The sequence below is a fragment of the Sphingomonas sp. CFBP 8760 genome, assembly GCF_014841615.1.
Classification (GTDB): domain Bacteria; phylum Pseudomonadota; class Alphaproteobacteria; order Sphingomonadales; family Sphingomonadaceae; genus Sphingomonas.
On record NZ_JACYUG010000002.1, the window covers coordinates 396687 to 422837 of the forward strand.

Sequence of the window (26151 nt, forward strand, 5' to 3'; positions counted from 1 at the left end):
GGTGTCGCGCACCGCGACCCACGACCGCCACGGCTCGCACGCGGGCCGCGGCTTCCGCTACCAGGACGCCGTAGCAACCTGGCTGGCGGTTCGCGTGTGGGCCGGACTCGACCACCCCGCGACAATCGTACCAGAGGGCAATGACGACGTGGAGCGGCGGGCGGCGGCCGGGAGCACGCTCGTGCAGGTGAAGAGCCGCCGCGAGCACTTGGGTGCGCTACCGACGAGCGCCGCGCGGGAGCACGTCAAGTCGCTCTGGGAGCGGCACGACAAGTTCGCCCCGGCACCGGTCGGTCTCGAGCTCATCGTGGAGCGTGGGATCGAGGGGCACGTGGCGGACACCCAGGGTCACATCGCCCCCGATGCCGCATTCCAGCGGGCGTTGCCGGGCGGCGAGCGCGGTCGGCTCCTCCTCGCGAAGACGGTCATCGTCGAGGCTCCCGAGCCTGCTGAGTTGTCCATGCAGATCATCGCCGGCACCACGGGCTGCAGTCCGCTGGCGGCGCAGCTCTGCTTCGCCCAGCTGCTTGGAGAGGTCGGGGCGCTGGCCGACCAGAACGGCAGGCTGAAGGCGGCGGATTACCGCGGCCTGTCTCCTAGCGACACCGCGCGCGTCGTCGCCGACACATTGAGCGCCATTGACGTCGATCTGCTGGAGGCGGCGCTCCGGGACGGCGCCTGCGAGGCCGTAGACTTTCTCACGCCGCTCAACGATCCCGACTTCTACCTCGGCGTCGACGTGCAGCCCGGACACGTCGCGGCGGGCCTCGTGCTCCCGCGCATCGCGGCCCGGGATGCGCTCGCGGACGGCCTCGAGGCACGCGGCGCCGCCCTCGTCGCCGGACCGTCGGGTGCGGGCAAGTCGGCGATCATGTGGGACACTGCGCACGCGCTCAGGCACACGGTGCGCTGGTACCGCCTCGCTCGCGTCGATCGCCGCGACATCCCCGCCCTTCGGCGTCTACTGCGAACGCTGCGCGCCGCGCCGGGGAGCCCGGTGGGCCTGGTCGTCGATGATGTAGGCCGGCGGGGTTCGGAGGGATGGGACGCGCTCACCCGCGAGTTCGCCGGGACACCGGGTGCGCTGCTGCTCGGGTCGATACGCGAGGAGGACCTCTTCCTCCTAGAGGGCCGAGCGCGGGCGGTCGAGGTGCGCGCCGAGACCGAGCCCGATCTGGCCAGGCGGCTCTACGACGAGCTGCGGGCCGCCGGGCGGACCCAGTGGCCGGGCTGGCAGGAGCCTTGGAACCGCAGCCGGGGGCTGGTGCTCGAGTACGTCCACATCCTCGCCCAGGGACGCAGGTTCGAGGAGACCCTCGCCGGTCAGGTGGATGCGCGTCAGCGCGATCCGGTGCGGGCGGCCGAAATGTCCGTTCTTCGGCTCGTCGCCCTGGCGGGGGCCGCCGGCGCCACCGTCGAGGCGGACCGCATCGCGCCTGCGCTGGGACTGGCGGAGGACGACGTCGGTCGCGGGCTGCGGCGGCTGGTCGACGAGCACCTGGTGCGCGACGATGGGGCGGGTCGGCTAACCGGCATCCACCAGCTGCGTTCCGCGGAGCTGGTCCGGCTCACGCACCTGACCCCGCCTCCCACGCTTGCCGCGACCTTCGCCAGGGCCGTCAACGCGGTCGCCGCGCAGGACCTCGAGCCGCTCGTCGCGGACGCCCTGCGCGCGCATGGCCTCGGCGGCCCGATGGCCGTGGCGGCGCTTGCCGAGCGGATCCGGCGCACCCCGGACATCGACGCGCTTTCTGCGATGCTGCGGGGGCTGGGTGCCGCCTACATCTCTTCTGTGGTCGGGCGGTGGCTCGCGATGCCCTCCGTAGGTGCGCTGCCGACGACCCAGGTGGGGACGGCGGCCATGCTCGGGGTGGCGGGGCTCACTCTGGGGATCGCGGTGGGGCAGGGGCCACAGGTCGACGCGGCCGCTGCCGATCTGACCGCGGTGAAGGGCGACACCGCCGGGGATCCGCGCCGTGTGCTCCTCGACGCTCTGTCCCCCGACCTAATCGGGCAGCTGGTGTCCGGTGCGGCCGACCCGGCGACGCTCGACCGGTTCCTCGCGGCGCAGGTCGGTGCCCCGATGTATCCAGCCGTCGCGCAAGCGCTCAGCCATCCGTCCGTCGACCTGCTGGGCGGACCATTGGAAGGCGTGGTGGGCCTTCTCGGCACGTTGGCCGTAATGGACCGCGCGCGGGCCGTGGCGTGGGTGGACGCGGTGGGAGAGGACGCCCTCGTGGCCCGTCTCCCCGCGGAGGTTCCGTGGGCCACGCCCGTGTCCTTTGAGGACACCCCCGACGGGCGCGTGGTCCGGTGCGACTACCGTCAGATTCACGATCCCACCCAGGGCAACCCGCATGACGAGGTCGTAGGTATCTGTCGGATCGCGCTCGCCCTCTCGCCGCGTTCCGACTTCGCGGCCTCGACTGCGATCGCGCCGAACGGTGGGAGGGTCGGGACGGCGGACCTAGCGCTCGCCGACAAGCGCATCCCGCGCGACGGAGTGCCGACCGCGGCGCTACCGGCTTGGAACCGGCGGTGGCTGGACGCGATCACCGCGCGTGTCGCGAGCCCTACCTACAGCGACTATCTGCGGCGGGCCGCCGACTTGGTCCGGAGCCTTCAGCCCGCGCTCGACAGGGCGATAGAAGTCATCCTGCGCGGCAAGCGCATGCCGCAGGCGGTACTCGATGCGCTTGGCGGGATCCACGAGGCCGCGAGCGTGCTGACACCGCCGGGTGTCGCGGCGGCGGAGGCGTCTGGCGCGGGCGACGCTGAGGCGAACACTGCCGTCACAAAGCTGCAGAACGTCGTTTTCGCGGCGAGCGCTGACGTGGTCCGCGGCTTCGATCACCTGCCGGACGGGGCCGGGGCTTTCGTCGCCACCCTTCGCGGCCTAGTCGCGGACCTCGACGAGGCCGGGCGGAGTGAGCCCTGGAACCTCATTGGCGGCGTTCCTAAGGAACTTGCGGGGCTGCGCGGAAGCCTGTCGGCGCTCCATGGCATTGGCGGCGATATCGCGGGCAGAGGGATCCTCCCGGCGGTGCATTGGGCTCCCGCGGTGAGGAAGGCGCGCGCCGGCAACGCGCTGCGTGCCGTCGGCGCTCTGGTTGCGCAACGGACCCCGTCCTCTCGAGCGCGGCTCGCCAACGCGTTGCGCGATGGCCTGCGCGGGCAGGGCTTGGAGGCGGAGGTGCATGCGGCGGGGGACGCCGACGCCATCCTGCCCTGGCCACCCAGCAGGGTGCTGGTGCTCGCGCCCCTCGCCACGGCGACGGGCGCCGAGAACTTCGCGCCTGCTGTCGTCGCGGCGCGCCAGCTGCTCCCCGAAGGCATCCGCCTCACCGTCCTGCCCACGCTCGACGGCCAAGCCCTGCCAGGCTGGTCCGTGTCGGGCTACGCGACGCTTTCGATCGGACAGGATGACGCGGAGGCCTGGATAACGCAACTTGGCCTTCCCGCCTTCCGGTCCGCGATTTGGAACGACTTCGACCATGCGGTGGCGGCGGCGTCAGCGCTGCAGTCGATGGAGCGGCTCGGCCTCGCGTCGGCCGGTCGACCGGCCGTCGAGGGCGAGGTCCGCGTGCGTCTCGCGGACGAGTTCGAGGATCGCCGCGCCGATGTCGCAGCTGCGCTGACGCCGCTCGATGCAGATCTGGCCGGTAGTGCGGCCGCGATGCTGGCAGGTGTCAGGTCGGGCGAGGTCGCCTACGCGGATGCCGTGCAGGACGCGCTCGCAGGCGCTGCTCCCGGACTGCTCGACGAGCTGACGAACCTTCGGATCGCGATCGAACAGGCGGAGTTGGACCGGAACGTTGCGGACGTGGGGTAAGTGAGGGGCGCTCATCGAAGTCGCGTCTTGCCCCTCAGCACGATCGTCGTCCGGTGCTTACACAAACGACGCAGGTCGTCGGCAGCGGCGATGAGTTTCGGTTTGAGTATCGCGATGCCGTGGTCCAGCGCATTCCCTAGCATGTCGAGTACCTGCGCGAGCTGCTCCTGCACTCGCTCGTTGTCGACGACGGTTCGCTGGCGGAAGAAACGCCTGACGACGGCGCGAGGCCGTAGGGGAGGCGGACATCATTATCGGTGTGCTTGCCCATCTGGCGGTCGCGGCCTCGACGGCGGTCGCCGGCACCGCGCATGTCGTGGATGGCGACACGCTGAGGACCTGCCGCCGGAAGGGCGCGGCGGATGATGTCGTGCGAGCGCTTCGACGCGCGGCACGGGTTCCGGCCCACGACGGGATTTGATGTGCGTCAGTCGAGTTCGGAACTCGCCTACGGTGATCGAAGATCAAGCTGTGAGAGGCTCGCCACGGCATCGGGCAAGTTGTCGCCGGTGTAGTCGATAATCGTTCGCATCGGGCGGGCCGCAGGCGTGAACGCCAGCTTCGCAATGTGCCTCAAGGGGAGCTTCCCCATGACGCCGACCAGTCCGGCCTCTCCCACGTCGAAGCCGTCCAGCATCTGGGGCGTCATGACGAAGACAGCGCCTCCAACGCCGTGCCGGAGATCCTGAGGGCCACGTTTATGCCTGCTGGAGATCGGGATGGGGGTCCTGCGCCGTTCGCCCGATCCCACGAAGTGCAAGGTCTCGTCCAATATGTTGACAAACCTGTCCACGGCTTCGATTGCGGGGATGATGATCAGGCCCGGAACGCTGAAGGGGAGGTTGTTCAACTCTTTCACGAAGTCGTAGGCCACCTCGTTCATGGCGGACATCGAATTGTCGACCCCGCCGCCTTGCGGAGCCGCGACGTCGTCCAGGAAGCCGCGCTTCGTCGTGATCTTAGTCGGCTGCAGTACGCCGTCGCGCATGGCGTCCTCTAATGAACAAGCCACCGCGGGAGTGGGGAAGATATCGCGCATCTTTTCGCCGATGAGGAGGCCTTCCGCATCTACATTGTCGTGAAAGGGCTTTGTGAAGGCCAGTATCGATGGCGCTTCGTCCTGGTAGGCGAGGGCGGCGATGTCGGACCTGCGTCGTTGCGGGAGGGACGTCAGCACGACATGGCTGAACCCGAGATCTAGCGCACGCGGAGCGGAACGCTCGTCCAAGTCCCGCAGGTGCCGGTGGAGCCTGTCGAACGTCTCGATCCTCAACCCGCCGCCCCTGGAGGATGCACCCTTGTCGAAACCTCTCTCACCCGTTCTGACCTGGAAGCCCGCATGCCGCAGGCGATCGGCAACCTGTTCGCGCTCGGCGATCGTCTCGGTCAGTATCAGAGCGCTTCGGAGGTCCGACGTCTCGCGCAGGTTGCCGAGCACGGCGGCTAGGATGGCGGTCTGACCGAGCCCGTTCGGCAACATGGCCAGTGCACGACCTGGATCAGCGAGATGGAGGTTGCGCGTGAGTCGGTCTACGATCTCCATCTGGATTGGGGAAAGGGCCATCGTCGCCGTCCCCAGTTCCTGCTCGTTCGGGGCATAGCCTTCGGGCCATGCCACGCCGGCGATCTTCGCCCCCCGGAAACGCGTCCCGTTGATCCGGGCGCCCACGAAGGAGGCGCCGGAAAGGTCGGCTGCCGAAAAGTCGAAGTCGTTGAGATCAGATCCTGCAAAGTCGACGCCGCTTAGGTCCGAGTGCCTGAAGTCGACCGCAGGCTCCAGGCCCGCGATAACGACGAGTTCGGAGAACGGCGCGCCGTCCGCTTCCAGAAGCCGATGAAGCGTGGCGCTGATCCGAAATTCGGACATGACGCCGGTTTCGCTCCGTCGCTTCACTGGCTCTTCATTTCCACGGTCGAAAGCACAAAATGATCAGTGACCTCTTGGAACGAAGCCTTCTCTAGGAAGCGCGCCATGACCTTTCGCGTCGCCTGGTTGGCGGCCTTGGGAGGCGAGAAGCTGCAGTCAATGTCGCTGCGGGCCACGGTAAGTTCGATCCTCGCGTGCGCCGGAAGGCCCGGACGCGTCTTGATCTTGCAAAGGGCCTCCTGACCGAGGGCGTAGCCCTTCAGCAATTCGCCTTGGGGGCCGACGAACTCCCACACGTCGCCGGCGTTGTAGGTCGGATCGGATGCCCTCGTTCCGCCGCTGCCGAAGGTATCCGCCTGGACCTCGCCGTGATCGGACGTGACATGGCAGAGTACGCGCTTCAGTCCCACGACGACGTTGAGGCCGTTCACGTCGTATTCCATGGTGCCGAAGTGCAGGGAGGGGATGACGTCGAAATGCTCGACGACGCTGCCTTGGGGCAAGAGCTCGTCCGCCCGCATGTCGGCGCAGCGACGCCGATGGTTGACCACTTCCACCAAGAGCCGGACACGCTCCGAACCAGCGCTGCTTCCAGCCGGATGAAGCACCCCGGCGCTCGCTGCATCCGGCTGGGAGCTTCCCTCCCAAACCGCGAATGATCGCGGCATGAAGCGTCTGGCCACGTCGCGACCTGCCGGATCAGAGAGCAGTACTCGCTCGATCATCTCATGATCGTACTGCACGTATTGGAATGTGCCATCGAGCGCCTGGAGGATCTTGCCCAAGCCGCTGGTCGGAACATGGGAGTAGAAGGCGAGGAAGCCCTGACACCTGTGCGTCTCGAGGCGATCCCTGATGTTGGCTTCGTCCCTAGGGCTAACCGCACGGCCGGAATGTGCGGTATGCTTGCAGCTGACCAGCCACCTCACCGTGTTTGAACCGAAACCGCCCTTGCGGTTCTCGAGGACGACTAGGTCCCGACCGCCGTCCGCGCCGCGATCGGGTTGCTCGACGATCTCGAACCCCTTCGCCTGGAGCAGCTCGCGGGCGAACAGCTCGAAGGTGTCGCGTCTCAAGCCCCTGTCGGCGCGAGGTATTTCAGTGAAGTCCAGACATCCCATGTCGGCCTTGTTGCACGTTGAGATCCCGTCGTCACGGGAACTGAGGCTTCGTCGATCTGGGGCGGGATGGTCATCCTCGTTGTGTTTGGTACGCTGAGCACGTTGCTGCGGGAGCCCGTTGGACGGGCTGTGCGGTCACGGTTTTGCCGCCCGCTATCCTCACAGGGTCGGACGATCCTGTGCGATCCGGCCGACCGGTTATGCGCGGATGAGCTACCGTACAACACACAGCCATCGTGCGTTCTGATCTCCGATCGTATCTGCTAATCGAATGGTGTAGCCGTATCGAACCTGTTGCTCTGCGGGCCGCCGGGGGCGGGCAAGTCGCTGATGGCGGCCTGCCTGCCCGGCATCCTGCCCCCGCTCGATCCGGCGGAGGCGCTGGAGGTGTCGATGGTGCAGTCGGTGGCGGGCACGCTGGCCGGTGGCCGGCTCACCCGGACGCGGCCGTTCCGCGCCCCGCATCATTCAGCCTCGATGGCGGCGCTGACCGGCGGCGGGCTGAAGGTGAAGCCGGGCGAGGTCAGCCTCGCGCATCTGGGCGTGCTGTTCCTCGACGAACTGCCGGAATTCCAGCGTGCCGTCCTCGATTCGCTGCGCCAGCCGTTGGAGACGGGCACGGTCAGCGTCGCGCGCGCCAACGCACACGTCACCTTTCCCGCGCGGGTGCAGTTGATCGCGGCGATGAACCCATGCCGATGCGGGCATCTGGGCGATCCCGGTCTCGCCTGCGCCCGCGCGCCGCGCTGTGCGGCGGATTATCAGGCGAAGGTGTCCGGGCCGTTGCTCGACCGTAACACGTCCCTTTTCAAGCATAATAGTTCGGTCATGCAATTCGCATTGACGATATGACCCTCTACCGTCTCGTGAGGCGGTGGATCGGGGGATCATGTGAAACAATTCGTGGGTGGGTTCGTGACGGCGGCGGTGCTCGTGGGAGGCGCTGGCCTATGACTGATCAAGCGCGTGGATGAAGCTCCAATCAGGTGGTCACCACCAGCCTTTTACGACGATCCTAACGGCTACCTCCACACACAAGGTGCGCTCATCGGCGAGGATATGACAGGCACCACCTTCCTTGATGTTCGGTGCATGGCCAGTGAGCGGACCTGTCGGATCAACGAGCTTTCATCGTTCGGGCGTTCCCGTCAGGTCATGCTCTACAACGATTCATATCCGATCACCTCGTGGAAGCCCGATCAAGTGGTGGCACAGAGTGAACCGCCACCAACCGCGTGCAACCGCGTGCGTCTCGTTGCCGATCGCGTGGCCAAGACCACCCACTATTATCGCATCCCGAACCCTGCCGCTGATCGGAAGAAATGCGTGGAGATATTCAGCAAGAACAAGGTGTTTGACTGGACGCTTGGCGAACAGCCTATCTAACGGTCTGCCTCATCTATCGGCACGCGATTACCCGGTTAAGCCTCTCAATCTGATCATCGGTAGCGCCCCACACCACCAGCATCATCAAGAGGGGTGCAAGGTAGGAATGGACGCCAGCCGGGGCAGCGAAGGCCAAACCAGCCTGCCGTGAGCAGGGTCTACAGATACGGTCCGATCGCCTGTGCCAATACCGAGATGCCAGCCGCTATCGCGCCTACGGCATTCCAACGAGACTGTGCTGCAAAGGTGTCGGACATATCCCAGCCGTCCAAAGAAATTCCCGCAAAATTCGGCGGCTCGCCCGACTTTGCAGCCTCTCTCTTACGTCGGGCGACCATCTTTTCGCGAGTAACTTTGACCTGTGAGCCATAAAACCAACTGGCGGCAGATGTGATTGCCATGAGAACCGAGAGAAATTGGCATAAAGACTGTGCAGTGCTTGGCATAAGAATCAAAGCTCCGTCACTCTAATTGACTGCATTACCGCTTCGAGTAGTAACCACAAAGGTAAATAAGAACATGGATCGTCGCAGGCTGAAGGGTGATGCCCTCCTTTGCGACGATCAGAGTTCGATTGCCGTTGACCTTCCCGGCGATCGTCCCCGCGCAACGCGGGGGGCGGGTGAATTCCTACCAGAGAGACGATCACCTACACCGTCCCCCAGTATATTTTTCGCCTTTCCGAACTAAAATTAGGGCGTTTTCATGTAAAGGGTTTTAAAAGCCTTATGAGATTCCCCAGCGAATGTGAAAGTTTGCTCAACCCAAATATTTTTACCGTCTACGATCTTTGATGTATCCGGAAGAAACTTGTAAGAGTCTTCTGATATGTAGACGCAATAGGCGTAATCTCGCACGTCTGATAGCTTTGCTGCTAAACTTGGCGCTCTACCAATCCAGATGAGATCATTGCTGTGACGAATTCCTGCGCGAACGGCTCGTGTTTCGCCAGTATCGATCCCGATACCATTCTTCAGCTTGATGCCGTTATTGCGGATTGAGTCAAATTTGATCGTGGCCTTTGGACCAAGAATTTTCTCCACCGTGTAGAATATCTCGCGAGCACAGCTTGTCGCGTGGGTGTTCTTCATGTCGCCGACAAACACGCCCATCACACGATCACCGTCAAAGCTTCGGATTTCACCGCCCCAAGCTCTAATTAGGCGCGTGGTGCAATCGAGATACGCCCGCATGATTTTAGCGGTGGTTTGCCATGGGCAGACCCGCGAAAGCATCGCGCTACCCGCAAGATCGGCATACAGGAATGTCGCGTTAAGCTTCACCGCCTGCGAGTTGGTCACAGAGTCGGTTGTCGGGACCACGGTGCCATTTCGTTCAGTTAGCGACGTGCTAAAAACATTGTCAACGGCGGTCGAAAGGGTGTCCACCCAAGTCATGAAATACCCCTACTATGTCGATATTTGGATCATCTTTGAGGTTATAAACGACGAGGCAGCGAGATATGCGCCCCACGGTAATAGTGAGGCGGCTATAGATATAGACGCCCACTTCAAATAAAAAAACTTTTTGCTTACAATTATTGAATTTCCCCAGACTTGACCAAGCATGTCATTCAGCAAATTTGCGTAATCCGCAGCCTTCCACTCTCTCTGAAAATCTACTTCTGTGCGTTTGGCAACCTCTTTGAAGAAAATCAGGGAGCTATGCCCACCGTCTAAATGGGGGAACGCGCATTTATAAAGTAGTATAACGGAAGTGGCGATCAAGATGAGAGCAACAGCGAGAGGAATTGCTGCCCACCACGTGATTAACGATGCCCTTGTAACGTTCAGGCAAATGATCGCCAATTCGCCTGCCGCCACGGCAAACAGCGCGGACACCTTGCTATCTACTCGTGGAAGAAACGATTGAACAAGCAAGTGTTGGCGTTCAGCCGCTTCGTATTGCTCGCGATCGTTCAATGCCTACCCCTTCCATGCCCGCCTAGCTAATAAGGTGCTGAATCGGTTTGTGACAAGCATAAGCGGCGTAAATTGATCCCCCGCCTAAATATGGGATATAACGTGGACCATAACCCAAAGGCCCCGCAATCAAAACGCCCGCAGGCACCTATAAACCATAACCGGACGGCGGCACCGCGCTACTCACTGTAACGATAAAAATTATGAAGCGTGCTAGCGGGTCAACTGTCGAACATCCGGTAGACGCTGGCCCGACTGATCTGGAGGCGCTTGGCGATCTCGGTGGCCCCCAACCCCTGCTGGCGAAGCTCGCGAACGGCGTCAGGCGAGATCGTCGGGGGACGGCCCTTGTAAAGGCCCTTGAGCTTCGCGGCGTCAATACCACGCTTTTGCCTCGCCCTGATGAAGTGCTTCTCCATCATCCCCACCATACCCATGATCGTCAGGAGCACCTCCGCCATCATGTCAGTGCCATCCATCACGATGTGCGGGTCGTTGATCCGCAGCACGGCCTTTTGTTCAATCACGCGCTTCGCGATGGTGAGCAGATCGCCGGTGTCGCGGGCAAGGCGGTCAGGATGAAGCGCCAGCAGCGTATCACCGGGTTCGAGCAACCGAAGCGCTGCCTCAAGCTGGACCCGCCCAGTGAGCTTCGATCCACTACCAACATCGACGAACACGACGATTGCGCCCAGCGTCTCCAGCATGGCTTTTTGCGATGCGGCGTCCTGCCCCTGATCCGAACTGATGCGCGCGTAGCCCAGCGTCTTGCCCATAGCGCCCCCATTGTCTCGTTTGCCTCTAGACCGCCTCGCTCCAGCCGTCTCTGAAGTCAAGGATAACCCAAACGAGACGATATCGATGTCTCATGGACTGTATCGCCAAGGGTTACCCAATTAGGACGGGCAATCGGCTTGGCTTACCTTGATGATACCCAATTTCGCACGTCTGTTTAGGCAGGCGGACGTCATGCGCAATTCGTCCGCTTGCCCTATCAGTAACCGTTAGAGACGCACCTATTTACACCTATCTGTTATATGGGACAGATGAGGTGAATAGGTATGAGTAATTACATTGATGTATTGTTCGGATTTAAATCGGATAACTCCGCCGGTGCTGTTTGATCAGCATGTTCGGTTTGCGGTTCCGCCTGTGCAGTCCGCCTAGCCCGCTCTGCTTCCAAACGATCTCGTCTAGCTTTTCCTGCCATTAAACATGGTTGAACTGCGGCCCGAAAATTGTCGCTATATTGGCCAATCACGTAGGTTTCGACCGAATTTTTGAATTCAAGGCGTAACGTAAGGGTATTTGCACTAGCGGCAGCTAGTCCAGTTTGACCACTAATTACGATTTGATTATTATATCTCGAACTAGACAAGCCAACAGATGCCTTTCCCGCATCCGCTCGTATCTGATACAGGGCCAAAGCCGCTCCATTAGATTGGCGGTTTGTTAGTTCCGATGGCTCGCCCGATTTATCAAATCCGCTAACTTCATATCTAATTATTGGATTGGCCGGATTACATGTAACTATGATTTCAGCGTCATTATTCTGCCCGGTAACCTTGAACGCTGCCTTTAGCAATCGAGCATCAGACATTGCATCAACTTCGTCTTTGAATAACCATGGATCTTCAGGAGCAGTTTGCGTCATGTCAGTTTGGTCAGCGTAGGCCTCTCCATCCGCCGTCGCCAACACGTTTTCCTCCAAATTAATTGAGGTCGTTTCCGTGCTATTTGATACAACGTTATCCGATGTATCAGATTTATTATTGCACCCGGCAAGTGCGATAGCTGTAGCAACGCAGGCAACAGGAAGTGTCGGCTTTCTCACTTTTATCCCCCAATTTGGATGCAGTATACTGCAACTGGCTAAAGGGTAATACAAGTAGCAATGACTGACAACAGATATGACAGCGCGTGAATATACTGCCGCAACGGTTTGTTGCATTTCTACATACATTGAGCCTAGCGGGAGTTAGGCCACTCCTTCCAAATCTGTCACATTTTCGATGATCTTAAATTAGACCAGTTAATTAAGCTAATCAAAAGGTTGATGTATGGATAATTGATAGAAGTATAATATGCCTCCAAATATAAGACGGGCGCATAAATTAGAATTATACTATCCTCTATATGCTAATGTTACTAGAGGTATTAGTATTTATGCGACGGAATATGTCAACCGGATCGACACCCATTGCGCGGGTGATAGCAATGAACTCGATAATATCGACCCGGCGTTGGCCACGTTCAATATTAGAGATGAAGCTCTGATCTTTGCCAATCAGTTGCGCAAGCTCGGCCTGATGCAATCCTACATCGCGCCGGGTTTGGGCCATTATCGCAACCATTACGCGGTGAGCGTCAGTGAACGCGGACTTTGACATGCAATAATCAACCGGCTTCGGAAACCGATTGAGCTACATGCGATTATCCCATATGCATTCTTTCCATATGGCGCTCATGGGGATGCGCCGACGATGGGGGCTATGCATGGCGGCAATGGTGCAATTGCGAAACGAGCGGACAAGCGAAATCAAAGCCGTGAAGGTCGGGTGGAGTTGGACGCTTTTTCTGTTCTCCTCCGTGGCTGGCATCCCCCTGTTGGCGCGTGGCCTCTATAAATATGGGGCGGGGATGGCGGCATTGTCGGTCGCTGCTGCCGTTGCGAGTGCAGTGGACAGTCCGGTATATGGCCTGTTGATCCTCTTTCAAATCATCGCGTCCGTGCAGTTTGGTCGTCTCGGCAACCGCCTTACCGCCCTCCATTATTTGGAGAATGGATGGGAGTGGGCTGCGCCGGATGATCAGGAAACGATGTATGCTCGGGAGAAGTGGGCGCTGGCATGAGGAGGTTCGCGGTGCTGCTGCTCGCGCCGCTGTCCGCCGGATGTTCGGCAGACATGAGCGAATTGACGTGCGCTGACATTGCCCGCGAGGCGATCAGCCTCTCTAATGGTGAGATCATATCGATCAACAACCGTAAGGAAACTAGCCGAACTGACGATCGAGCGGTCTGCCACGGAACCGCTTTGACCAAGGGGGGTGGCGAAACCCCTGTCCGGTTTCTGGCATTCCGAGACGATGATGGGGAGGTGCTCATCAAATACGATGATGATGAGCACCAACGCCTTGTCGATCTTGAGTCCGAAAAGCTGGAAGCCCGCGAAGCCGAGAAGGCGACGGCAGAGATGCAAAAGGCCGTCGATGACGCAATGGACGATGCCCGCCATGAGGCATACGCCGCCGCGCGGTAGGTAGAAGCGTGTGGGCTCCGGCATTCACCGAGGATGACGATTAGTCCCCACCGGACCCTCGTGAAAAGGGATGCGCGTATGAACTACCTCGCGAAATTTACGCGCATCGGATGGGATGTGGACGATACGCTGATCGGGAGCCGTCACGCTCATGAGATCGCAGACTACATTCGGGCAAATCCGCTTGGGCAGCAGCATCACATCGTCACGTTTCGCAGCCACGGTATGCAGGGCAGGGTGTTTCGCGATCTCGAAGCCTATGGCCTCGATCGTAGGCATTTCGACTCACTGACCAATTGCCCCGATCACGTCTACGAGGCGCAGGGTGAGGCCTATCGGGGCTGGAAAGGAAGCATCTGCGCGGGCATTGGTATCGAGGTGCTGGTGGACGATGACACAGAGAACGTCGCGTCGGGTTGCGCAGCGCATGGTGTCGAGCACATCCATCCCGATCATCTCTTTATCGATTCCGAGTTTGCAGCCCGTGTGCGGGCGGCGGCTGATGCCCCACCTGTCCAATCGTTCTCGTCGATAGCGGAGGTGCACGCATGGCTCGATAGCTTGTGATGGGGCGGGCTACTGGCTGTCGTGGTGATCCTTGCGGTTAACCATTTGACACGCCTTTCGCAAATGCAGCATGATATCAGTTTACGGGGGGCTTTCATTCAAGAGTCAAAGACGGCGCTTGCCGCCGTATCGGTTCGTGTGTCCGGCACACGGATGGCTTCTCAAACTTTCAATATCAACAGGGGGCTGTATAAATGAGGAAATCTATGAAACTTACCGTCGCTGCGATAGCAATGGCTCTGCCATTCATTATGGCAGCCACGCCAGCATGTGCTTATACATATATCAAGTATGATATACTCACTTCTGGAACTGGATATCAAACATCCCGATCGGGTAGCGTTTTCCTTAATAATGTCGGATTTTCATTCGCCATTCCTATCGACGGACCTTATCGCGTTGACACTGGGCAACAAAGCATCTCATTCACCTCGTTTATTAATCTACTAGGTTATAAACCCGGTGAGGCAACGGCCAGTTGGTCAACGGATCGCATGACACTGGAAGACACTTCCTCTGATCACGCCTTCACTGCCTCCGTCTGTGCGCCATCTGGTGTGAATTTCAACGGCTTCACAACCGCCAGCTTCGGCATCCGTGGGTGCGATGCGACCGTGGCGCTATCTTTGCAGGATTACCGGGGTGGTGGGACTTCCTATTCCGGTAAGATTGTCGAGTTCCGGTCTTACCTCATAGAAGCAAGCAACCAGCCGCTCGGCTATCTCGGGATTGGCGCTGTTCCAGAACCCGCCACGTGGGCGATGATGCTGATCGGTTTCGGCATGATCGGCGCAACTGCTCGCTATCGTCGTCGCGCCACCAAGATTGCTTTTGCCTGATTCAAGTCCGACCTTGCAGGCATGATTGAAACTGGGTCGCTGATCAAAAGGTCAGCGGCCCTCTTCATATCTATGGCTACCCGGTAGATGACCATGTGTCTCGAAACGGGACACCCGGTTTATGTGTCGCTTGAACGGCGTGCTGCGTTGCGTCAATTCGCCCTCATTCAGTTGGTTAATTGCTTCGGGGGATACGATGAAGACGGTAACAAAGCTTTTAGCGGGTGCCGTTCTTGCGGTATTTGCAACACCAGCCACCGCTGCGACGATCACTTACAGCGACGCATCCGCAATGCCGTATTTGCGGAAGTTCGATCCGCTGCTGGGCACGCTGACGAGCGTAACGTTTAACAATCGTTACGTGAGTAATCTGTATTTCAATTATGGTGGTGATCCGTCAATCCCCACTGCGCCAATGATCCGTGTAACCGGAACCATCGGCGATGCCCGTTTCGGCCTCGTATACGTAGACGAGATTTTTCAGTCCGGGAGGCAAGACCCGCGAACCATTGGTGTTCAGATCAGCCGAACAGTGTCTACGACGTTCTTCGACGGTTTATCATTTTATACCGGCAATGGCATCATGCCGGTTGCCGCCTTTGGTAATCTCACTTCACCGGGCCTTTCGCCCGCGAGTGTCAGCTTCCCCTCCCCTTGGAGCTATGTCAGCGTCACCTACAATTATGTCGCAGGCGTCGCGGCCGTTCCCGAACCCACCACTTGGGCGATGATGCTTGTGGGCTTCGGGATGGTCGGCGGGGCGGCTCGCTATCGCCGCCGTTCGACAAAAATCAAGTTCGCGTAAGGGGCATATTATGAAGACGATGATCAAGGCGGCCTTGGCCACCACCACTGCGTTCGTGGCTATGCCTGCCAGCGCTGCACCGCTGCTTTACAGCTACTATGATGATGGGCGGGAGGTTCCCCGGTTCACCTTCATTCTCGATGACCGTCCGGGCGTAAGTGCATTACCAACTTACGAAAACAGGGACGGATTTGGCGTTGGGGTAAACCTGACGTTGTTCTGGACAACTACTCCAATGGGTTGGGGTGTGACCTTCTACACTAACGAGTCGGGAGGGGGAATTTCTGCTTTGGGAGCCATACTCGGTGGAAATGCGGTAGGCCCGCAGCTTTTCAGGGGAAGCGTGAGCAACCCTACCATGTTGACGGGGCGCTTCAATCTCGTTGACCAGTCTGTCGGGACAACGGCAGTGCTCACTGTCGCGGCGATCCCTGAACCGGCAACGTGGGCAATGATGCTGGTAGGCTTCGGTATGGTCGCCGGGGCGGCTCGCTACCGTCGTCGGGCTATGACGATCACGTTCGCGTAAGAGAGGGGATGGTAATGAGGTTATCGTTATACGCAGTCGCCGCCTGTGCCCTTATTAGCGCTTATCCCGTATCTGCTGCAAAATATGTGGTGAAGGCATCTGGGACAGTCGAACGGATCGCCACGGTTGATAATGGTGTTGTGAATCTCAACCCCGTTCTAATCAACAACCTTACCAACGCCGGGGATCGAATCTCATTCTCTTTCGAGATTGATACATCGGATGTAACACTAACATCGTTGTATGACGCCGATCCATCAATCAATATCTATTATTTTACTCCGGAAAACATTAGCCTCTCGATGGGCGGCTATAACTATAAGCCATCGCGCATCTCGCCCACCGGATCAAGCTTGCAGCTTTGGAATGGCTATTCGTCAGGTTCTAACACAGTAGATATGCAGTCATTCGACGTATTTGATTATCCCTTCTCCGACAGCAAGGATGTTTACCCCTTCCAAATTGGATCGGGTAACATCGCGGAGTCGATAGGGCTCAACTTATTTGATTTCACCGCGACCGCACGGTCATCGGACTTGATCAGCGAGATTGTCGATCCTTCAAAATTCGGGTCAAGAAGCTTTTCTTATGGCTTGTTAAACTCGACTACGAACCTGTTCTACAACGTGACCAGTAGCAATCTGGTGGTCAGCATTAGTCCGGTTCCCGAGCCAGCCACATGGGCAATGATGCTGGTCGGCTTCGGCATGATCGGTGCAAGCACCCGCTATCGTCGTCGTTCTTCGAAGACCACTTACGCCTGATTTTTCCTCTGAATGGTCGGAGTGTGAGTGAAACCGGGCCGTTGGGTAGAAAGCCAGCGGCCCTTTTTCATGTCTGCTCTGGATCAATCCGGCTTGATCGATGTTCCCTGTTCGTTCTAACTAGATGGGAAAGGAGTTGGCCATGGGCATCATCACAGTCGAGCGGATCGCAGAGCTAATCGAGGAGGCGCCGGGGTGGGCACTGGTGGCCCTGACGATGCCGCAAGAGGGGTTGCGGGAGGCTGCGCGCCACGAGCTTGCGACGCATGTCTACAACAGCCTCTACGCTCTCCCGGCCGATCACGGAGAGCAACTGGCGCTTCCGCTTGGCTGACGATCTTGGGCAGCAAAAATTTCCGCTCCCTGTCGGATTTCAGCCGGTGGGGCATGAACATCCACGTCACCTGTCGAAATGCGCGCTGCGATCACTATGGGATCGTTGATGCGTGGAGCGCCTACCAGTGGTTCCGCCTTCACCGTTGGTCAGATAGCTTCGACGCCAATGTCATGGACCACTTTCGGTGCACCCGCTGTGGTGATCGTGGAGGCAGGGCACTACCAACCGCAAATGCGGTGACGGTGACCGGGTTCTCCCCAGCGGACGATCGCGACTGGAAGATGCTGTCGAGACGGTTGCGGGGGTGATGAAGATTTAACCGGTTGAGCACGCGGTGACCTGTATATCTACCAGTGAGTCTAGCGAGTAAGTGACTCTGATATACTGTTTAGGGGATAGTGTTACTGCACCGTAAGTGATTTTACCACTTAACTCCCGGCCTTCCTAAACCGGAAGGGGTTGGAAAGATTCAAGGGGGTAGTGGGGGTATTTCATCAAAATAATTTTTGCATTCGCAGAACACGCATTGAAGACCTCAACTTTTTGAGCTTGATCATCTCGCCGAACGCAAGAGCAGGGCGGGGTCATGATCGGTTCTTTCGTTTCGTCGGGTGGCTTCACCGTAAATGTCACAGGCTCCATATTATATATTTCGTCTCCAACACGATAATTATTAGGGTCGTTAGATGGTGTAACGATTGGTTCGGGTGTTGGAGCTTCAATAGATTGAAATGCATTGTCGAGTGGTGGAGTATCGTCAAATAAAACGGTTTCATAACCGTCCTTTGCGTCAGCCGCAGCCGCGTTGCCAAAAACGGCGATCCGAAACTTGCTAATCTGTTCGCCAAGTCCAATAATGGCTGCCACAAAAGCTGTTATTCCAACGACTATCGCTGTCGCCCATTTTAAAACACCAGCGATCGTCCGTTTGCCCATCGGATCAATCTGCCCAAGTTGGCAGACAAAGCCAAGCCCGCCTCAAAACAATGCTGGCATCGCCGCTACGCCTCGTCTTTGCTAATCGTCCCTGTGGATGTCATCCAGACCGGACTACCCAACACCGGCTTACCCCGTGGCCACCGGCGAGCCACACAACGACCCTTGGCGATCCGGGTGATGGTTACTGCGTTTGACTGATTGCCATCCAAGACATGGTAGGTGGTAGCATCTTCCCCGACGTAGAACCCAACGTGCCCGCCGCCGGGTCGTTGGAACACCAAGATGGCACCGGGTGCGAGGCGATCGGCCCGAAGATTGGCACCCCACTCCGCCCATGACGATGCACGCACGGCGATTGGGGGAGGGGTGAGGCCAGCTTCCGAAATGCAGTGGGCGGCGAACGTTGCACACCATGGCGTTTCATCGTCAGTGATGCTTATGCCAAGTAGCTTCGCTCCAAGTTTGCGCGCCCACGCGAGGATGGTGGGGTTGTGCTGCGGACCAGTAATTTCACGAGTGCCGATCAGCGATGTAGCAATTAGAAACCATGTCATCCCGTATTTAGGATGACCGATCCGTCGCGAAGCGGATGATGAACAAAATCTCCTCTTGTTCGTCCGGGATCATGAATTTGCCGTCAGGCGTGATTGTTCAAGGAATATCGTTATCCCTCAACCAATCGAGCGCTTCGCACGACAGCCACACGCCTGTTTTCCCGTTTTTGAGCAATAGGCTCGTTTCAGGCAGTTTTCTTTTCAGCTTCATCTACTATTTAAGCGCCAGCAACGATTGAGCGTGCGAAAGGAATTATGATGGACGAACAGAATAATGATGCAGTCGAGCTTGCTGCCTCACTGACGGCAGCATGGCTTGCGAACCCCAACAGTCGCGTAAACCCGGATGATGTCCCCGCGTTTTTGCAGTCTATGTATGCGAGCGTGACGGGATTGTCTGACGGCGGTGCTTCGGCGACTGTGGAGGAAGCTCCGCAGGAATACACCCCTGCGGTGACCGTGCGTAAGTCGCTGGCGAGCAAGGACCACATCATCAGCCTGATCGATGGTAAGCCGTACCGGACGCTGCGTCGTCATTTGACCAGCAATGGCCTCACCCCGGACGAGTACCGGGCTAGGTATGGTCTGAAAGCTGATTACCCGATGGTCGCTTCGAGCTATTCCGACAGCCGTCGTGAGATGGCTCACCGCATCGGTCTTGGCCGCAAGGCTGGTGAGAAGGTCGTGAAGAAAACCGATGATGCCGCCCCGGCGGATAAACCCGTGCGCAAGTCGCGTAAATCGGCAACCGACGCTGCGAAAGCCCATTTGGAAGGCTGAAATGAGTATGGCCCCCGGCCAGCGTCGGGGGCCATGCATGGAAAAACTCCAACGACGTTTGTGAGACCCTATGCCAATCTACCTCAAAGCCTTATCTCTCAAAAATTACCGTGGCATCGGGTCTGCTGCGCAAAAAATGCCAGCTTTTAAGACGTTCAATTTTTTCATCGGCGCTAATAACGCTGGTAAATCAACTATATTGAACTTTGTTAGCAAATATTTGCCACCAAGGTTTAAGACGGCATACAGTCCTTATGGCGACGAGAATCTTCAAGTTGTCGATAATCTTGAAAGACATGGCGGCTTGGCGAGTTCACAAATTGAAATGGCCCTTGGGCTTCCCGCTAATGACGTATTTCTAGGGATGGTCCAACGGTATCCATTTGTTGCAGGCAACCCAGATGTACAGCAAGGCATAAGACGGATAATCGGATCAGTAAGTGAAGATGGCGTGATTTGGGCGCAAGGCCCGGTGCCATACAGCGAAGGTTTATCAGTCAGCTATCCAGATGTTCGATCTTTGGTTTGCTTAATGGATAACTATCACTGGAATAGGTTGTGGTCCGGTATCACGAATAGGTCTGGTGGATCGATAATCGATCATTGGATACCAGAAACATTGCAAGTGATTAGTAAGTCGCTAAACATAGATTTGCCAAGTGTCAGTATTATTCCAGCTATTCGACAAATCGGTCCAAAAGGCGATGCGTTCAAAGATTATAGTGGGGCTGGACTTATAGACCAACTTGCGTCTATTCAAAATCCTGAATTTGACAAGCGGGACCAACGGGAAAAATTTGATAGAATTAATGGCTTTCTGCAATATGTGACCGGCAGGTCTGACGCTGTAATCGAGATACCATATAGCCGTGAGCACGTTCTCGTGCACATGGATGATCGAGTATTGCCGTTGTCATCGCTGGGAACGGGCATTCATGAGGTAATCATGATCGCAGCGTTCTGCACGCTGGCTGACGAACAAATTATTTGCATTGAAGAGCCAGAAATACATCTGCATCCATTGCTTCAACGCAAATTGATAAGGTATTTGGCCGACAACACCAAAAATCAGTACTTTATTGCGACACATTCAGCAGCGTTCATCGACACTCCGGGGGCGGCAATATTCCATGTGTATCAGGAGGGTGGCACCACGCATATCAGCGAGGCTATTTTAAAGAAAGAACGTTACGCGATATGTCTCGACCTCGGACATCGTGCGTCTGATATTATCCAAGCTAATGCCGTGATATGGGTAGAGGGGCCATCGGACCGCACCTATATCAATTATTGGATCAAGGCGGCAAATCCCGATTTAATTGAGGGGGTGCATTACGCGATTATGTTTTATGGTGGTCGATTGTTGAGTCACTTGGCCGCAGACGACGAAGAAATTTCAGAATTTATTCAGTTGCGAGACCTGAATCGCAACGTCGCCCTCGTCATGGATAGCGATAAGAAAAGTCTTCGTGGTACGATAAACGAGACAAAGCAGAGGTTGCAGCGCGAGTTTGATACTCACGGTGGTGTTGCTTGGGTAACAAAGGGGCGTGAGATCGAAAATTACATAGACCATGCTCGGTTACAGACAGCCGTGGCAGCCGTCTATGCAAGCGCTTACGACGCCCCCGGCGATGGCGGTCAATTCGACCATCCGCTGTACTTCAAGCGTATTGCGGCAAAGAAACGACGTGTTGGCCCGCCTTCGACCGAATTGATCGAAACCGATGTTGATAAAGTCAAAGTAAGTCGGGTTGTCGTAGCAGCGGGGCCTGCTGACCTCGACATCCTTGATCTACGAGAGCGGATCGGGGCGATCGTCACAATGATCAAGAACGCGAATAGCTGAACTCGGCTGGCAAAGTGCCGTTACCGGTTCGGCATATGGATCGGGGCACCATCAGTAAGGCCATCCAAAAGCTTACGGAGGCTCACCAGACGGCCGTTGAAGGAGAAGACGGGATCATCCTGTGTCGCTCCCGTACCAAGGCTGGTGAGCGCCTGTTGCCCCATCTCATGGATGAACCACCGGGTACGCTGTGCGTGGCTGGCGAAGTGGTGGTCTCCCAATGCTCCGCCGGTTGCCACCGGGGGCGATCAAGGGGGAGGGGTGGCTAATCGGCGTCATCGAAATCGAAATCATCTTCGGTTAGGCCGATCCCATCGAAGTCGATATGATCACCGTAATTTGTTTCACTCATTGTCGTATTTATGATGAAACATCACGTTAACGCGTGAGGCGCATCCAATGATTTCTCATCAGATCAGAGCAGGTGCCGCGCTCATCGTATTGGCTGAACCCCGGTATTTCTACGCCAATATCCACTAACGGCTTACGTTCGCGTTTCAGCATCCGCTCAATATCATCATCTATGTATTCCTTGTCAGAGTCTGAAATTCCGCAACTTGTGTTAAATACGCGATCAACATTGGAAGGTCTATTAACCGTCAAAAGGTCGATGTTTTGAGGGAGATAACCAAACCCCATTAAAACGAGAGAGTTAGCCTCTTCGATCATTAGTTTAACTTCATCAACTACGCCAGATCGTGCCGACTCCGTGAAAGTCAAAACCTCGTCGGCAACATTGCGAAGCTGCCCTTCTGCTTTGCCACCAAACGGAATTGAAACGCCATCCTGCCAAGGCATTGCTCCAACCTGTCCGTATGGATGCACTATGCGTAATGATTGCATGGCTTGATCGACAAGGGTAGGGTCATTGTAATAGGCTGTAAGTGCTAATTTAACATACTGCTCCAAACATCGGTCATAATTAAACACAATGAATGCAACGTCTTCAAATACGCGTGGGGCGTCTTCTTTCAGTCGCCCCGCTGTGAGCAACTGCACAAGCTTGTAGTGCCATGACGTAACAAAATCGCGCTGAAACCCTATATCTCGAATTGCGCGCGCCTGCGCACCCTTGCTGGTGCCAATCTTACTTTTATACTCTGCTTGAAGTATTGCAGCAGCAATACCAATTTTGCCAAGCCTCACAATCTCAAGGTTGGCCCTTTGGGAATCAAGATACTGATCGATAGATAGCGCAAACGGTAGGGCCTTTGATATGACCGATCAAGCTATTTTGAACTGATCTAAAACATATTCTTGCTGATTTCGCTCGTGCTCCATGACGTATGACAGCACGGCGGAATCAACATTTGAATCAGCGAAGTGCTGGTCGGGGTGATCCGGATCGAGTCGAATTGCGTCAATAATCCACTGCTTCAATCCTTCGCCAACTGGCAAATTTAGTTCGAGGCTGGCACCAGCGCCGAGGACGAAGACGGTTTTGTTGCGGAGCATACCGAACCCTACGAGTTATCAATCTCACTCTGCAAGCGCCACCCATTCCAAGCATCGATGCCGGGTTAATGCGCACAGACCCGCCGCCTTTTTATTGGCGCGCTGTTCCGCCTTACGCTGGCGAGCAAGCTCGCGCTTTTCTTCCGGGGTCCGGGTGATCGTGGGGCGACCGCACTTACGCTGTGCATCCGCGAACCCAAGATCGTGAAGCTCCATCGTCGCTACCGCGTAGCCCCGTTCATCGCGTTGGAAGTATCGAAGCAGGTATTCCGCTTGCGCCTTATCGTAGACGAAAAGGTCGAGATCGGCCGTGCTTGCAGGGTCACGCACACTGGTGCGGCACGCAAACTGCAAAATCGTCTCACGCTCGTTGGTTTGTGTATAGTAGTTGGAATCGACTCCAAGCAGTTCGTAAACCTTACGCTGATCGGCATCCGGCTTAACGGTGTAGATGCAGGTTGCGGTTGAAACATCCTGATACTCGTTCGATCCCGCCTGCTTGGGCGATAGCTTCCGCCCGGTTAGGTCGATCGTCTCTGCATCGGCGCTGTTGCACATCCATATGTGTGATCGACCAGCTACCCGCATGTTAATGTCAGCGCAGACCTTTGCGAGGTTGGCCTTCCCTTCATCGCTCCAAAACAAACGACGGCTACCAAGGTGGGATTCAGCGTAATAGTGGATCGTCACCTTACGCTTGGCAAAGTGGCGCGTGTTCTTGGTCTTAACCTCCATCCATTGGATGTTTGGCCACATAGATTGCATGATTTGGAAAGTGAGGCTGTCCGTGAACGCGTTGGCGAGGAAGGTCACGCTCTGGAAATTCGAGATATGTTCTGGTGACCAGATCGAAAACCAGTTGCACTTACGATCCCCGCCAAAGTCGGACCAAGCGTTGCCGTTGACGATCACGCTACGCCGCCCCGTGGCCTTTGCCTCCAAAACCCGGCGATGAAGCGCACGCAAACCGTTGGCGATATCGTCATTGGCCATCATCGCAAGATTGACATCACCATTACGGCAGAGGATTTCAGACCAGCCGGTTGGTTCACCATCCTCGTTGTGAATCGGGTGAAGGTCATAGAGGCTTTCGAAGATGACCCGGCTCACCGCGATGTTCATCACCTCATTATCCATGATGTCGGGGACTTCATCGATCCAGATCGACCATCCAGTAAAGTCGCTGAAATCACACATCCGCATACCCTCGTGCGTGATGAACACACACATATCCGGATGGTTGGCGTAATCGTTGGCCAGATCGTGGATGCGACGCCTTACGCCAATGCGCTTGCTGCTACGGTCATTATCCGACGATACGCACAACGTGGGCATATAGTGGGAACTATTGACCGCGATCTTGGTCATAGTCGATTGTCTTGCGAACATCGTCTCTTTACGATCGACCACAAACAGGTGCCGACCACCCGCCATTGCGATCTTCATTAGAGCCTGATAGGTTTTGCCCGATCCACAGGCCCCGTCCGTGTAATAATACATTAGATTGTGTGTCATTTGTCTCCGTCGCTGTTTATTATCTATATAAGTATTTATACAGGACAGAGCGAGGTGGTGTCATTAATTAGGTGTCACACGCGTGCATACTATGTGTCCTATTATATTCATTAAAGAATAAGGGTGTATATGGAAAAGAGAGGACATATTTGAGCAATCGAGTATTTGCTTGTTTGTGTCTGTTTCATGAAGTGAACCTTTTCCTGTCGAGGGGCTCGCACCTCGAAGGGAAGGTCTCACCGGACCAGCGAAGCTGGGGCGCTTACTATCGGATCGACGCTGATGCGTTGACCTAATATTGCTTGGACCGCACCAGCGTCTTGATCATATGGGGCGTCGGTGCTTCGCACCTCCGGCTTATCATTGAGGGTCGAGGTGCAGGCACCCCACCCCTAACATGAACGCGGCATTGAAACAGGGAATGGATCGAAGTGAATGAATGCCTCGATCAATAGCGATCTATGTGCCCATGCTCGATCAGCTAATCCCGGCCTACAAGACGCCGTGAGGCGTTCCCTTCGTTAAGCACGCGTGTGACATGCCCCGGCATTTATGCCCTTTGGCGGGTGTCACGCATCGGATATCGCTATGGCCCAGAAATAAACTTCGTTTGACTCATTCGGGCTGTACGTCCGTCCGTCGATCCCGTTGCGCCGATGGCTCAAAGGCGTTGACCCACCATCGCTTACCGGCAAAGCTAAAAGGAAGGGGAGGGCACTTCATGCGCCATTTAATGATTATCGCTTGTATGCTGGCAGGGTGCTCCCAGCAGCAGCCTGTCGGGGTTGTGGAGAATACCCCTGATATTTTGACTTCCGACATTGCGACTTCTGACGGTGCAGAATCTGACTCAATCGCGTCATGCGTCCAGCGCGGCGTGGCTTATTTCAAAGAGATAGGCTCATACCCGACGTTAAAGAGCGCTCCTAACGCGGGGCGTAGTGCAAGTGAGGTGGCGGCAGAGCGTTGCAGTCGAACAACAACAGCATTTTGATCGCTGAACGATTATCGCCTTCCAAGCGTCGGGATCGTCATTCAGCAATTGTGGTGCCCGTGTGGGATAGTGCAGCATGAGGGTATTATGAATCCAACAAAGATCAATCTGTCGTTTGTTCCATATGACGAAGATGTAGATTTTCGGCAATGGGCTAGCGACCTTGAAGATAGCATTCGTATGTGGTGTCGTCAGATGACCCAAAGCGATACAGTTTTTTGCTTTAAACCCGATGAGGCTTCTCGTTCACTTAATGTTAGTGTGACATTCTATGAGACGCCTGACGCGGTGGCATTTAAGCTGGCGTGGTCTAAAACTGATCATTGATTGATCTGGCGACATCAGTCGTCAGATTTGTTTTTGATTGTTACTACGCCTTCTTGCACTTGTCATGGAAGCAATTGGTTAGAACTGGCGAGCTTGCGACTGTGACGGCAACCGTCAACAGCCCGCGAATAGCCCATTTAACGTAGAGCACCCGTGCGCGGCTTCCGGCAGGAACCGCTTCAATTTCTCGGACCTGCGCTTCCCACGGTGTCATGACGGACTCCTCACCAAACTCAATGCGACGGTTTGGAATGGAGTTCCTCATGACTGCTCCGTGCGGAATACCCGGTTTGCGGAGGCCGACATAGCCTGAACGGTCGAAATAGATGGGTTGACGCATCCGGACTAGGATTTCGGCCATTTTCCGTGGAGCGATGAGGGCGTTTAGGCATATCCATCCTGCGAAATTAGCAGGTCAATGCTGACTTCGCGTTTACCATACGAGATATTAACCATTAGAGCGTTTTCCGGCCGACCTGAGTCGAAGGGGATTCACACGGGCGTGCTGA

The 26151-nt window shown here is 56.8% G+C and carries 28 protein-coding genes and 2 pseudogenes; 15 read left to right on the plus strand and 15 right to left on the minus strand.

Going from position 1 to position 26151, the window contains the following annotated elements:
• The first annotated feature begins 1 nt into the window (after nt 1).
• Complete coding sequence (locus IFT82_RS04765) at nt 2-3832, plus strand: hypothetical protein (RefSeq protein WP_192124983.1); 3831 nt, start codon at nt 2-4, stop codon at nt 3830-3832.
• An 11-nt stretch (nt 3833-3843) separates the two neighbouring features.
• Here IFT82_RS04765 and IFT82_RS04770 read toward each other — a convergent pair whose 3' ends face one another.
• The 3 genes from IFT82_RS04770 to IFT82_RS04780 form a co-directional block, all read right to left on the minus strand.
• Complete coding sequence (locus IFT82_RS04770) at nt 3844-4005, minus strand: hypothetical protein (RefSeq protein ID WP_192124985.1); 162 nt, start codon at nt 4003-4005, stop codon at nt 3844-3846.
• 275 nt (nt 4006-4280) lie between these two features.
• Entirely contained in the window at nt 4281-5699 is a 1419-nt protein-coding gene (locus IFT82_RS04775) for a pentapeptide repeat-containing protein (protein ID WP_207105732.1), read from the minus strand.
• 23 nt (nt 5700-5722) lie between these two features.
• On the minus strand, nt 5723-6775 hold the full coding sequence (locus IFT82_RS04780; RefSeq protein ID WP_192124989.1) for a restriction endonuclease: 1053 nt from the start codon (nt 6773-6775) through the stop codon (nt 5723-5725).
• Between the two features lie 333 nt (nt 6776-7108).
• Between IFT82_RS04780 and IFT82_RS04785 the strand changes: the two are divergent.
• Both IFT82_RS04785 and IFT82_RS04790 read left to right on the plus strand, forming a co-directional pair.
• Nucleotides 7109-7615, plus strand: a pseudogene (locus tag IFT82_RS04785) (ATP-binding protein); the annotation flags it as partial.
• Nucleotides 7616-7786: 171 nt separating this feature from the next.
• On the plus strand, nt 7787-8206 hold the full coding sequence (locus tag IFT82_RS04790) for a hypothetical protein (RefSeq protein ID WP_192124991.1): 420 nt from the start codon (nt 7787-7789) through the stop codon (nt 8204-8206).
• A 158-nt stretch (nt 8207-8364) separates the two neighbouring features.
• On the opposite strand, the gene IFT82_RS20520 is transcribed toward IFT82_RS04790, so the two are convergent.
• The 6 genes from IFT82_RS20520 to IFT82_RS21415 form a co-directional block, all read right to left on the minus strand.
• The gene (locus tag IFT82_RS20520; protein WP_207105733.1) at nt 8365-8607 is read right to left on the minus strand and encodes a hypothetical protein; all 243 of its coding nucleotides are present in this window, start codon (nt 8605-8607) and stop codon (nt 8365-8367) included.
• Nucleotides 8608-8898: 291 nt separating this feature from the next.
• A complete protein-coding gene (locus tag IFT82_RS04795; protein ID WP_192124993.1) occupies nt 8899-9603 on the minus strand; it encodes an adenylate/guanylate cyclase domain-containing protein in 705 nt (234 codons plus the stop codon).
• A 12-nt stretch (nt 9604-9615) separates the two neighbouring features.
• Nucleotides 9616-10128 carry a Pycsar system effector family protein gene (locus IFT82_RS04800; RefSeq protein ID WP_192124995.1) on the minus strand — a complete coding sequence of 171 codons (513 nt, stop codon included), beginning with the start codon at nt 10126-10128 and terminating at the stop codon, nt 9616-9618.
• 221 nt (nt 10129-10349) lie between these two features.
• Entirely contained in the window at nt 10350-10904 is a 555-nt protein-coding gene (locus tag IFT82_RS04805; RefSeq protein WP_192124997.1) for a recombinase family protein, read from the minus strand.
• 293 nt (nt 10905-11197) lie between these two features.
• On the minus strand, nt 11198-11962 hold the full coding sequence (locus IFT82_RS04810; RefSeq protein ID WP_192124999.1) for a hypothetical protein: 765 nt from the start codon (nt 11960-11962) through the stop codon (nt 11198-11200).
• A gap of 298 nt (nt 11963-12260) precedes the next feature.
• Nucleotides 12261-12419, minus strand: a complete 159-nt coding sequence (locus IFT82_RS21415) for a helix-turn-helix domain-containing protein (RefSeq protein ID WP_446740941.1) — start codon at nt 12417-12419, stop codon at nt 12261-12263.
• On the opposite strand from IFT82_RS21415, the gene IFT82_RS20740 reads away from it, so the two are divergent.
• The 9 genes and pseudogenes from IFT82_RS20740 (at nt 12372) to IFT82_RS04855 (ending at nt 17226) form a co-directional block, all read left to right on the plus strand.
• Complete coding sequence (locus tag IFT82_RS20740; RefSeq protein WP_244646494.1) at nt 12372-12515, plus strand: hypothetical protein; 144 nt, start codon at nt 12372-12374, stop codon at nt 12513-12515. The two genes, IFT82_RS21415 and IFT82_RS20740, sit on opposite strands and share 48 nt — an antisense overlap.
• Before the next feature lie 109 nt (nt 12516-12624).
• On the plus strand, nt 12625-12981 hold the full coding sequence (locus tag IFT82_RS04820; protein WP_192125004.1) for a hypothetical protein: 357 nt from the start codon (nt 12625-12627) through the stop codon (nt 12979-12981).
• An 11-nt stretch (nt 12982-12992) separates the two neighbouring features.
• Nucleotides 12993-13388, plus strand: a complete 396-nt coding sequence (locus tag IFT82_RS04825; protein WP_192125006.1) for a hypothetical protein — start codon at nt 12993-12995, stop codon at nt 13386-13388.
• 78 nt (nt 13389-13466) lie between these two features.
• Nucleotides 13467-13955: a hypothetical protein gene (locus IFT82_RS04830; RefSeq protein WP_192125009.1), complete on the plus strand. Its 489-nt coding sequence runs from the start codon at nt 13467-13469 to the stop codon at nt 13953-13955.
• A gap of 206 nt (nt 13956-14161) precedes the next feature.
• On the plus strand, nt 14162-14794 hold the full coding sequence (locus IFT82_RS20745) for a PEPxxWA-CTERM sorting domain-containing protein (RefSeq protein ID WP_244646496.1): 633 nt from the start codon (nt 14162-14164) through the stop codon (nt 14792-14794).
• A 196-nt stretch (nt 14795-14990) separates the two neighbouring features.
• Nucleotides 14991-15599 (plus strand): PEPxxWA-CTERM sorting domain-containing protein, encoded by a 609-nt coding sequence (locus IFT82_RS04840; RefSeq protein ID WP_244646497.1) that lies wholly within the window; start codon nt 14991-14993, stop codon nt 15597-15599.
• A 409-nt stretch (nt 15600-16008) separates the two neighbouring features.
• Nucleotides 16009-16128 (plus strand): annotated as a pseudogene (locus IFT82_RS21420) (PEPxxWA-CTERM sorting domain-containing protein); the annotation flags it as partial.
• A gap of 14 nt (nt 16129-16142) precedes the next feature.
• Nucleotides 16143-16892 carry a PEPxxWA-CTERM sorting domain-containing protein gene (locus tag IFT82_RS20750; protein ID WP_244646499.1) on the plus strand — a complete coding sequence of 250 codons (750 nt, stop codon included), beginning with the start codon at nt 16143-16145 and terminating at the stop codon, nt 16890-16892.
• Nucleotides 16893-17034: 142 nt separating this feature from the next.
• Nucleotides 17035-17226 (plus strand): DUF6771 family protein, encoded by a 192-nt coding sequence (locus IFT82_RS04855; RefSeq protein ID WP_192125013.1) that lies wholly within the window; start codon nt 17035-17037, stop codon nt 17224-17226.
• Between the two features lie 447 nt (nt 17227-17673).
• Here IFT82_RS04855 and IFT82_RS04860 read toward each other — a convergent pair whose 3' ends face one another.
• Both IFT82_RS04860 and IFT82_RS21425 read right to left on the minus strand, forming a co-directional pair.
• Entirely contained in the window at nt 17674-18165 is a 492-nt protein-coding gene (locus tag IFT82_RS04860; protein WP_192125015.1) for a hypothetical protein, read from the minus strand.
• A gap of 65 nt (nt 18166-18230) precedes the next feature.
• Nucleotides 18231-18722, minus strand: a complete 492-nt coding sequence (locus IFT82_RS21425; RefSeq protein WP_192125017.1) for a TIGR02594 family protein — start codon at nt 18720-18722, stop codon at nt 18231-18233.
• Nucleotides 18723-18980: 258 nt separating this feature from the next.
• Between IFT82_RS21425 and IFT82_RS04870 the strand changes: the two genes are divergently transcribed.
• Both IFT82_RS04870 and IFT82_RS04875 read left to right on the plus strand, forming a co-directional pair.
• Nucleotides 18981-19502, plus strand: a complete 522-nt coding sequence (locus IFT82_RS04870; protein WP_199860321.1) for a MucR family transcriptional regulator — start codon at nt 18981-18983, stop codon at nt 19500-19502.
• A gap of 70 nt (nt 19503-19572) precedes the next feature.
• Nucleotides 19573-21351, plus strand: coding sequence for an ATP-dependent nuclease (locus IFT82_RS04875; RefSeq protein ID WP_192125021.1), 1779 nt, complete (start codon nt 19573-19575; stop codon nt 21349-21351).
• Between the two features lie 378 nt (nt 21352-21729).
• Here IFT82_RS04875 and IFT82_RS04880 read toward each other — a convergent pair whose 3' ends face one another.
• From IFT82_RS04880 to IFT82_RS04890, 3 genes are all read right to left on the minus strand, one after another.
• On the minus strand, nt 21730-22497 hold the full coding sequence (locus IFT82_RS04880) for a hypothetical protein (RefSeq protein ID WP_192125023.1): 768 nt from the start codon (nt 22495-22497) through the stop codon (nt 21730-21732).
• A gap of 78 nt (nt 22498-22575) precedes the next feature.
• A complete protein-coding gene (locus IFT82_RS04885; protein WP_192125025.1) occupies nt 22576-22806 on the minus strand; it encodes a hypothetical protein in 231 nt (76 codons plus the stop codon).
• Between the two features lie 24 nt (nt 22807-22830).
• Nucleotides 22831-24252: a hypothetical protein gene (locus IFT82_RS04890; RefSeq protein WP_192125027.1), complete on the minus strand. Its 1422-nt coding sequence runs from the start codon at nt 24250-24252 to the stop codon at nt 22831-22833.
• A gap of 1150 nt (nt 24253-25402) precedes the next feature.
• Between IFT82_RS04890 and IFT82_RS04895 the strand changes: the two genes are divergently transcribed.
• Nucleotides 25403-25642 (plus strand): hypothetical protein, encoded by a 240-nt coding sequence (locus IFT82_RS04895; protein WP_192125029.1) that lies wholly within the window; start codon nt 25403-25405, stop codon nt 25640-25642.
• Nucleotides 25643-25685: 43 nt separating this feature from the next.
• Here IFT82_RS04895 and IFT82_RS20525 read toward each other — a convergent pair whose 3' ends face one another.
• On the minus strand, nt 25686-26003 hold the full coding sequence (locus IFT82_RS20525; RefSeq protein WP_207105736.1) for a hypothetical protein: 318 nt from the start codon (nt 26001-26003) through the stop codon (nt 25686-25688).
• Nucleotides 26004-26151 lie beyond the last annotated feature (148 nt).

Coding starts and splice junctions, on each gene's coding strand:
- IFT82_RS04775 (WP_207105732.1), bottom strand. CDS start 5,699: ATGTCCGAATTTCGGATCAGCGCCACGCTTCATCGGCTTCTGGAAGCG.
- IFT82_RS20520 (WP_207105733.1), bottom strand. CDS start 8,607: ATGGCAATCACATCTGCCGCCAGTTGGTTTTATGGCTCACAGGTCAAA.
- IFT82_RS04795 (WP_192124993.1), bottom strand. CDS start 9,603: ATGACTTGGGTGGACACCCTTTCGACCGCCGTTGACAATGTTTTTAGC.
- IFT82_RS04805 (WP_192124997.1), bottom strand. CDS start 10,904: ATGGGCAAGACGCTGGGCTACGCGCGCATCAGTTCGGATCAGGGGCAG.
- IFT82_RS04820 (WP_192125004.1), top strand. CDS start 12,625: ATGGCGGCAATGGTGCAATTGCGAAACGAGCGGACAAGCGAAATCAAA.
- IFT82_RS04830 (WP_192125009.1), top strand. CDS start 13,467: ATGAACTACCTCGCGAAATTTACGCGCATCGGATGGGATGTGGACGAT.
- IFT82_RS20745 (WP_244646496.1), top strand. CDS start 14,162: ATGAAACTTACCGTCGCTGCGATAGCAATGGCTCTGCCATTCATTATG.
- IFT82_RS04840 (WP_244646497.1), top strand. CDS start 14,991: ATGAAGACGGTAACAAAGCTTTTAGCGGGTGCCGTTCTTGCGGTATTT.
- IFT82_RS20750 (WP_244646499.1), top strand. CDS start 16,143: ATGAGGTTATCGTTATACGCAGTCGCCGCCTGTGCCCTTATTAGCGCT.
- IFT82_RS04855 (WP_192125013.1), top strand. CDS start 17,035: ATGGGCATCATCACAGTCGAGCGGATCGCAGAGCTAATCGAGGAGGCG.
- IFT82_RS04860 (WP_192125015.1), bottom strand. CDS start 18,165: ATGGGCAAACGGACGATCGCTGGTGTTTTAAAATGGGCGACAGCGATA.
- IFT82_RS21425 (WP_192125017.1), bottom strand. CDS start 18,722: ATGACATGGTTTCTAATTGCTACATCGCTGATCGGCACTCGTGAAATT.
- IFT82_RS04870 (WP_199860321.1), top strand. CDS start 18,981: ATGGACGAACAGAATAATGATGCAGTCGAGCTTGCTGCCTCACTGACG.
- IFT82_RS04875 (WP_192125021.1), top strand. CDS start 19,573: ATGCCAATCTACCTCAAAGCCTTATCTCTCAAAAATTACCGTGGCATC.
- IFT82_RS04885 (WP_192125025.1), bottom strand. CDS start 22,806: ATGCTCCGCAACAAAACCGTCTTCGTCCTCGGCGCTGGTGCCAGCCTC.
- IFT82_RS04890 (WP_192125027.1), bottom strand. CDS start 24,252: ATGAAGATCGCAATGGCGGGTGGTCGGCACCTGTTTGTGGTCGATCGT.
- IFT82_RS04895 (WP_192125029.1), top strand. CDS start 25,403: ATGAATCCAACAAAGATCAATCTGTCGTTTGTTCCATATGACGAAGAT.
- IFT82_RS20525 (WP_207105736.1), bottom strand. CDS start 26,003: ATGGCCGAAATCCTAGTCCGGATGCGTCAACCCATCTATTTCGACCGT.